The organism is Candidatus Cloacimonadota bacterium (assembly GCA_011372345.1).
In the GTDB taxonomy this organism is placed as follows: Bacteria; Cloacimonadota; Cloacimonadia; order Cloacimonadales; family TCS61; genus DRTC01.
On the sequence record DRTC01000641.1, the window covers coordinates 1 to 4500 of the forward strand.

Genomic DNA, 4500 nt, shown 5'->3' on the forward strand with positions numbered 1-4500 from the left:
ATGATTTTTCGGAGAGCATCAAAAAGCAAACTAATATCTGTGGGAAAATGAACATTTGTCGGCACTGGAAAAGAATCACATTTTGCATGAATATCTTCATCTTTATCTGCACCGGCAACTTGACGCCCGAATTCTACAACGACCTTATTGATGCGATCAAGTATGTCTGGCGTGAATAACATCAGATTATCTTTAAGTGTTTGCAAAGGATATTGTTTATCATCAAAAATCGAGTGACCTAACATTTGTCTGATAGATTGGTGCTGATTTGCTAATTCCTGAAGTTTATCATAATCTATATTACAAGTCAGTCTTATATTGCCGAGAACGAAGATTTGCCAAAAACTTATTCCCGGACGTCCAGTTATTTGACTTATGTGTGATGGAATTACCTCTTTGAGAATCGCAAAAATCTTTTCCCTCATCTCTTCATTTTTGTAAATCTCTATTAAACCGTATAAAATTTTGGGGATTTCATCACGGGATCGCATATCTAATTGAATATCTTCTATATCGACTTCACCAATTCTTAACTGCTCCTCGATACACTTACGCATTCTTTTCTCCTTCGAAGATTTTATCGTTTTTCAAAAATATGCATTTTTATATCAAAATATATTTATCTTGAAAGCACATCTTAGTTGCTACAATATAATAAGTTACATTATTGACAAGTTTTTTTTGTGAAGAATTAAATATTTTTTCTGCGGATAATATTTGAGAATCCAAATGCATAAGATAAAGAAATCAAAACGATTAGAGTTTTCGGTCAGATACTAAGTATGAAATGAAAAAAAAATTGACACAAACTCCAATAATTTTCTTGTTGTCACATATGGTACAACAAAATTCAAAATGGTATTATATTGAAACGGATAATGCAGAATATATTTAACAAAAATAATGAGTTCTGCATAACTGAGTGTTTTTCAGCAGAATTCAAAAAACATGTCTTTGCGAGTTTTTCTTCTTGCTGTTACAAACGAAGCAATCTCTTGCTTCGCATTAAGTTAGAGGAGTAGATTGCTTCGCAAGAATTCCTTTGTAAGATACCTCGCAATGACTTTTTCACTAGTTGCAGAATCCATATTTAACAAAAATAATACTAGGAGGTGTAAAAATGAGAAAAAGAATTTTTTTGTTCTTTTTATTAGCTGGATTATTTATTTGTTTTAATTCAGTGTATGCTCAAACTGTATTCTGGGAAGAGACTTTCGATACTAATCCCGGAACCTGGACATTAGATCAGAATTGGTCCATTCAAAACGGAATGTTACAATTATACTGGTCTCCATCTATCACCAACTATGACCTTTCCGCGATCTCTCCGGTCATCACATTACCGGAAAATGTCGGAGATTTAACTGTTGACCATCACATCAATGTTTATTCTCCGGTTAATGAGGTTATGGAAATTTCCATTATCTCCGGAGAAGAAAATTATGTTTTGTGGTCTTATGAAATTACAAATGGAAATTGGGGTGCAGAAACAGGTTCTGACCTGAATTTACCCCTTGTTGATTATGCAGGTCAGGATATTCAAATAAAGTTAAGAAGTTATGGAGCTTCTACTTTTAACTTCAACTGGTGGTATATCTTCGATGTTTCTGTTAATGCTTTATTTGATAATGATATGACTGCTATGAATGTTGCAGGTCCTACTTTTATAGAAAATAATCAGCCTGGAAACTGGTCCGTAACTGTGAAGAATTCAGGTTTATTACCACAGGATAATTACACTGTAAAATTATTTAAGCATGGCGGCTTGGAGATAGGTTCGGTTCATTCAACAACATTACTTGAAACTTATGAGACTGTTAGTTTTGATTTTGATTGGACTCCAACCGATATAGAAAATACCGGGCTTTTCGGTCTGGTAATTCTCGATGGAGATGAATTCGAAGATAATAATGAATCAAGATATAATTATCTGCGAGTTCATTCCGGAGTTCCGATCAATGCTTTAGTTTTTGATACTGACAATAATTCACATTACACTCATCCCGATACTGGAGCAATTTTAGGCTGCGAAGAAGGTATCAAAGAAGCATTGGATCTAAATGGTATTCCCTACGATTATGTAACTAACCTGCCTGATGACCTTTCCGCATACGATATTATTTTTGTTGAACTTGGTCTCTATTGCGTTGGTTGAGGTGTCACTCCTCCCGGAACCGTGAGTTCCAGCAACCAACAAAAATTGATCGATTATATGGATCAAGGTGGTTCGGTTTATATGGAAGGTGCTGATGTTGCCTATAGTCATCATAATAATCCGTTTTTTGCCTATTTTGGAACAGAATTCGTCCATACTGGTGCTACTGAAGGAGTAAATATCTTAACAGGAATCAATGGCACTGTGGCAGGTGGAACAACTTTTAACTATTTTGGCGGCAGTGATGCCCATTATATGATAGATGAACTAACTGCTGACAGCGGAATTTCAATCTTAAAATCTAATGACCATAAAACTCGAGCAATTTCCAATATAACAGAAGTCTATCGGACGATCTGTTCATCTCCAATAATCGGTGCTTTCGGAAATGGTCAAGGTTTGAATTTAAGAGGTTATTTAATGGGACAATATCTTGATTTCTTCACCGGTGAATTTACTTCTGCTGAAAATTATGATTTCCCCGAAATAACTACAGCTCTTCATGGAAATTTCCCGAATCCATTCAATCCCTACACTACGATCAATTTTTATCTGCATAAAGATGGATTAACAAATCTCGATATTTATAATATCAAAGGTCAGAAAGTAAAAACTCTCGTTAATGAGAATCTTGATAAGGGACAGCATTCAGCTTTCTGGAATGGAAAAGATAACAACAATAAACAGGTTTCCTCAGGTATTTATTTTTATAAACTGAATACCGGGAATTTCTCTTCCACAAAGAAAATGATCCTGATCGAAAATTAAAGAAGTAAGATATTTAATAGTTAAAAGGGAATCGAACTTTCGATTCCCTTTTTTTTTATAAATCCCTTTCATCTCAAGTCAGTCTCGCTTCGTCTTCTGAACTCGAGTTTCAGATGTTCTGAATATACTTCAAAGGTCTGGAAGCAGTTGCAGGAGTCACTCCATCACCTGAAATATAACCAAGAACAGGTTTTCCTTTCGGATTTTTATCTTCATCTTCACGATAAAACTCCAATCGAATCCGAATTGCTTTCTCATCTTTGATCAGAACATCCTTTCCTTCCGAATCTACTTCAAAAGGATTTTCCGAAATCCAGCCGAGTCCGATAGCAGCAGTTCCGTTCTCTTCATTCACACCTTTCCGGCTGGAACCGATGAACTGTCGTTTCTCCAGAGAAACATTGGGAGAATTGATGCTGGAAGTCACTGTTCCGATCCTCTTTCCGTCCAGATAAATTCCTCTGCCTGAAACGATTCCTTCTGTAATGAAAAGGATCATTCTTTTATTGGAATCTTGATCTTTTATAAGAGCATCCTTCCCAACAAAATTTTCCTTTGTCATATCGATGGCAGCATTGAATAGCGGACAATTAATAGGAGTATGAGATTGATCGTATTCACTGCCATTCAAAGGCAGACCGAAATTTCCAGCAGAAATCCGATTTTCATCTCTTCCACCAAGTCCGACAACCAGTCCTCCCAAATCTAAGGCTTCCAGAACAATGCGTTTGAATTGCTCTTCCGCAACTTCGACCGGAACATACAATTCCCAGCCCCAGCGGTTCGTGTAGCCTGTTCTGCTGATGATGTAATGATGTCCTTCAAAATCGAATTCATTGAAAGAGAAAAATCCCATATTCTTTACCGGTTTATGGCGATTCTTAACGACAGAATTCCCAAATAATTTCGTAACCAGTTTATATGAATATTTCCCCTGAATATCGATCTTCACCAGTTTATCAGAAATATCTTCGGCATATACTTCTTCCCCATCTTTCTTATAACTCATGATCACATCTACATCTGCTATTAGCCCTTTTTCTTCATCAGTAATATCGTGTCCGGCATTGATCACGAGAATGAAATTATCTTGCGCAATACGCATCAGGATCAGGTCGTCGATAACTCCGCCGTTCTCCTTCAAAAGTAAAGTATATTTGCACTGCCCGATCTTCATACTTTCAATATTTGCCGGAAGAACCCGGTTCAGCAGTTTTGCTGCATCGCTGCCTGTAAATTGGATTTGCGCCATGTGATCGATATTAAAAATTGCAACTTTCTCAACAGCTTTCGCTTCTTCCAAAACAGAAGTCAGATAGTTCACAGCCATATTGTACTGTCCGAAATTACTTCTTTTTATGGGAAAATATTCTCTCTCTAATCTTTCAGCAAGCAGGTGCTGATACCAATCTTCGACTTTATATAAAGCGGTATTTCTTGGTTCTTGAGGAAAATCAAATCCAATTTTCATTATTCAAAATCTCCTAAAAATATATTTTGGAAAATACGAAAACTTAACATCAATTTTTTTGTAAAGAAGATTATTTCTGATTTCATTGGAAAAGTATATAATTGTC

Annotated in this window: 4 protein-coding genes; 2 read left to right on the top strand and 2 right to left on the bottom strand. The window is 36.0% G+C overall.

Features of this window, described 5'->3' with window-relative positions; translation table 11 throughout:
• Positions 1 to 557 (bottom strand): ISNCY family transposase (locus ENL20_12320; GenBank protein ID HHE39338.1); only part of this gene is annotated, 557 nt, incomplete at its 3' end.
• A 563-nt stretch (positions 558 to 1120) separates the two neighbouring features.
• Between ENL20_12320 and ENL20_12325 the strand changes: the two genes are divergently transcribed.
• Complete coding sequence (locus tag ENL20_12325; GenBank protein HHE39339.1) at positions 1121 to 2155, top strand: hypothetical protein; 1035 nt, start codon at positions 1121 to 1123, stop codon at positions 2153 to 2155.
• Between the two features lie 21 nt (positions 2156 to 2176).
• Positions 2177 to 2923 (top strand): T9SS type A sorting domain-containing protein, encoded by a 747-nt coding sequence (locus tag ENL20_12330; GenBank protein HHE39340.1) that lies wholly within the window; start codon positions 2177 to 2179, stop codon positions 2921 to 2923.
• A 109-nt stretch (positions 2924 to 3032) separates the two neighbouring features.
• On the opposite strand, the gene ENL20_12335 is transcribed toward ENL20_12330, so the two are convergent.
• A complete protein-coding gene (locus ENL20_12335) occupies positions 3033 to 4397 on the bottom strand; it encodes an aminomethyl transferase family protein (GenBank protein ID HHE39341.1) in 1365 nt (454 codons plus the stop codon).
• Positions 4398 to 4500: the final 103 nt, after the last annotated feature.